Annotated in this window: 2 pseudogenes; both read left to right on the top strand. The window is 65.1% G+C overall.

Features of this window, described 5'->3' with window-relative positions:
• A pseudogene (locus tag ABZ624_RS42610) lies at positions 1-199 on the top strand (IS6 family transposase); the annotation flags it as partial.
• A gap of 259 nt (positions 200-458) precedes the next feature.
• A pseudogene (locus ABZ624_RS42605) lies at positions 459-1,917 on the top strand (transposase).
• Positions 1,918-2,599 lie beyond the last annotated feature (682 nt).

Here is a 2,599-nt window from a genome sequence, read left to right as displayed (position 1 = left end):
GCGGCGCGAGTACCCGATGCAGGGCTTCCGCCGCGTCGGCACGACCCAGAGATTCCTGGCCTCCTTCTCCCGGAACTCACCGCACTTCCGCCCCCGCCGGCACCTGATGACCGCCCCCGACTACCGCACCCAGACGACCAAACGCTTCACCATCTGGCACCAGATCACCGGCACCACACTCATGGCCACGACCGCCTGAACCAGACACCGACCACACCACCGGCATACCTCACTCACCTACCACATAAGCCACTTGACAAGACCCGGCCAACCTGTGTGGTCAGAGCACTAGCTTGATCTTTAACCTGTGTGGCGCGGCTTCGGGGTGGTTGTCTGCTTTTTTGGTCGATTCGCTGGGGTCTGTCCAGTAAACGGCCCTGTCTCACATTCGGTGGTGACGGATCGTGCTGGCTTGTCGTTGGCATGACGTGCGGAATGTCAACGAGCTTGTGGATGTGATGTTTCCGGGCCTGTCGCCGCTGGTCATCGAGGAGGTGAGGGACGAGGGCGAGCGGATTCTGGTGCGGGCTCGGACACCGGCGGAACCGGCGCCGTGTCCGGGTTGCGGGGCGGCGTCCGGACGGTTGCATGGCTTTCACATGCGGACGGTGACCGATGTGTCGGTGGACGGGCGGCGGGTGGTGGTCCGTGTGCGGGTGCGGCGCCTGGTGTGCCCGGCACGCGGCTGCCGCCACACCTTCCGCGAGCAGTTGCCCGGTGTGCTGGAGCTATATCAGCGCCGCACGACCCGTCTGACCAGGCAAATCAAGGCCGTGGTCAAAGAGTTAGCAGGCCGGGCAGCAGCACGGCTGCTGGCGATACTTGCCGTGGGACTGTCGCGTCACACCGCCCTGTTGCGCATCTCGCTGCCCACCGGGCGAACACCCCGCGTGATCGGCGTCGATGACTTCGCTCTGCGCCGGCGGCACCGCTATGCCACCGTGGTGATCGACGCCGAGACCCACGAGCGGATCGACGTGCTGCCCGACCGCACGGCCGACACCCTGGAGGCGTGGCTGCGTACCCATCCGGGCGTCGAGGTCGTGTGCCGGGACGGTTCCGCGACCAACGCCGAGGCGATTCGCCTGTGGCATAACCTGTGCGAAGCCGCCCTGAGCGAGGTCAAGGCGCACAGCAGCTGCTGGGCCACCGCGCTGGACGCGCCCTTGTACGACGGACCCCGCGCACAGACCACGCTGGAACGCTGGCACCAGATCCACGACCTCCTTGACCAGGGTGTGGGCCTGCTCGAATGCGCCCGCCGTCTGCAGCTGGCCCTGAACACTGTCAAACGCTACGCCCGCGCTGATCGGCCCGAGCGGATGCTCCGCGTCCCCAAGTACCGTGCCACCCTTGTCGATCCCTACCGCGAACACCTGCGTAAGCGCCGGGCCGAGGACCCCCACCGTCCCCGTCCTGCACCTCTTCGAAGAGATCAAAGCCCTCGGCTTCACGGGCTGCCTCAACCTTCTGCACAAGTACATCAACCAAGGCCGCGCGGACGCCGACCGCAGCCACATCTCCGCGCGCAGACTCGCCCGAATGCTGCTCACCAGGCCCGACAACCTCAAGGCCGAGCAGCATGACCTCCTGGCCGAGCTCACCGCCACCTGCCCCGAGATGACCGAACTGACCGCTTGCATCAGGGACTTCGTCCCGCTCCTGAAGCCCGCCGCCGCGGGAAATGCCGACGCGCTCGAGCTCTGGATCACCCAGGTCCGCGCTGCCGGTCTGCCGCATCTGCACGCCTTCACTCGGGGTCTGGAGCGCGACCTCGACGCTGTGATCCCCGCGTTCACACTCCCGTACAGCAACGGGCCCACCGAGGGCGTCAACACCAAGACCAAGCTGATCGCGCGGCAGATGCAAGGCCGGGCAGGATTCACCCTTCTCCGCCACCGCGTCCTCCTCGGATGACATCACCCTTCGTCACCACCGAATGTGAGACAGGGCCGTTTACTGGACCCACGCTTCTCGATCTCGTCTTGGGTACGGAGGCTGATCGGTCGGTCTTTCTCGCTCTCCGGGCGTCGCTGGGAGTCTGCTCGACGAGGAGGGCGAGATCGTAGGCCTCTTGTACGCCTGGGGCGGCGCCGAGCATGTCGCGTACGGTGTCGGTGTCGCCGTCACGGAGGGCGGCGGTAACGGCCAGGGAGACGAGGGCCGACGTCGCGGGGCTCAGGGACGCCGGAGGAGACTCCGTATCCACGACTTGAGCCGGCTGGCTGAAGAGCATCGCTCTCTGCGTGTTCAGTTGTATTTGCGCGACCCCCGGCGCTGGCCGTCGAGCTTGCGAGTTGCTGAAGCATTCCGGGCGAGTAGAGATGCACCTATAAATTCTGTAGGTGTCCGCCAAAGACTGTGCGGGCTTTGCATACGCCGATTATGGAAGCCGCGACTACGTAGCCGCGAGACTCGCGCATCTGGAGAGCCCTGAGATACCTGTGTTTAAGGCGGGCCGCATGGCGTGGAATGGAGCTTGCCAGTGCGGCTACAAGCCGGGGAGAATTAACGCTGCGGCCGTAGTTGGATTTCGGAACGTGTGCAGGAGCTACTAGGATAATGATCACCATAGCAGTTACTGAACTCAGGCTTGAGC

This window comes from Streptomyces sp. NPDC007205 (genome assembly GCF_040634095.1).
Taxonomy (GTDB): Bacteria; Actinomycetota; Actinomycetes; order Streptomycetales; family Streptomycetaceae; genus Streptomyces.
Note: the sequence above shows the minus strand (reverse complement) of the source record. Positions and strands in the feature narration are given on the sequence as shown.